This window comes from Thermoactinomyces intermedius, assembly GCF_013912365.1.
GTDB classification, from domain to species: Bacteria; Bacillota; Bacilli; order Thermoactinomycetales; family Thermoactinomycetaceae; genus Thermoactinomyces; species Thermoactinomyces intermedius.
The window spans coordinates 1-699 of the sequence record NZ_JACETT010000105.1; the positions used below are offsets into that span (position 1 = coordinate 1).

At 40.2% G+C, this 699-nt stretch carries 1 protein-coding gene; it reads left to right on the forward strand.

Annotated elements, in window-relative coordinates; translation table 11 throughout:
• Positions 1-145 precede the first annotated feature (145 nt).
• Positions 146-415, forward strand: a complete 270-nt coding sequence (locus H1R82_RS14410) for a hypothetical protein (protein ID WP_181729198.1) — start codon at positions 146-148, stop codon at positions 413-415.
• The last annotated feature ends 284 nt before the right edge of the window (positions 416-699 follow it).

The window sequence follows — 699 nt, forward strand, 5'->3', positions numbered from 1 at the left end:
TAAATAAATTATATATATTTTACTCAGCGGATTCAAAAAGTCAAGAGGCAAAAAAAAATTTATTTTATTTATTTTCAGTGTCTAATTCCGTGCCTCCTCAGCCCACTATAGTTAGGTGAAATAGGGGTAAGAGGAGGCTAAAACGATGAGCAGAAAAACCATCAAAAAATCAGTATTGGCAAGGGTTAGAAAAGACATAACAGACAATTGCGCAAACTGCATTGGGAGGAACAAATGTTGTTTCCACGAGGTTTGCAAGTATTTTTTGGACAATCCCGAACAATGCGCTTATTACGAGGGATGGGTGCTTCCAGCTAACCCTGAACTCGAAAATGCTTATAAAGCTGAATTCGGTACACTACCGAAGAAAGCCAAGAAAAAGAATCCCAACAAAATCAAAATTTTAATACACTAGGAGTGGTGTTTATGTCCGGATTCGGAGGGTCTTCTAAAACTGTTCGTTGTGCTGTGTGTGGTACTACTGGAGAAGTAAATGAAGACACGTCGACCAACGGAGAATACCCCGATTTAGAGGGTTGGGTTGAAATTGATGGAAGCATTCGTTGTAGTTCTTGGTCTTGTCAAGAAAGCGATGGAGGCGGTCGTGTCGGCACTTTCTTCTGGGCATAAAAAATTTTTTCGGGTATGTCTACTGCGGGCTAGTATTCACCCAATATGTTTAGGTGAATAGGGGATAGA

Coding starts and splice junctions, on each gene's coding strand:
- H1R82_RS14410 (WP_181729198.1), top strand. CDS start 146: ATGAGCAGAAAAACCATCAAAAAATCAGTATTGGCAAGGGTTAGAAAA.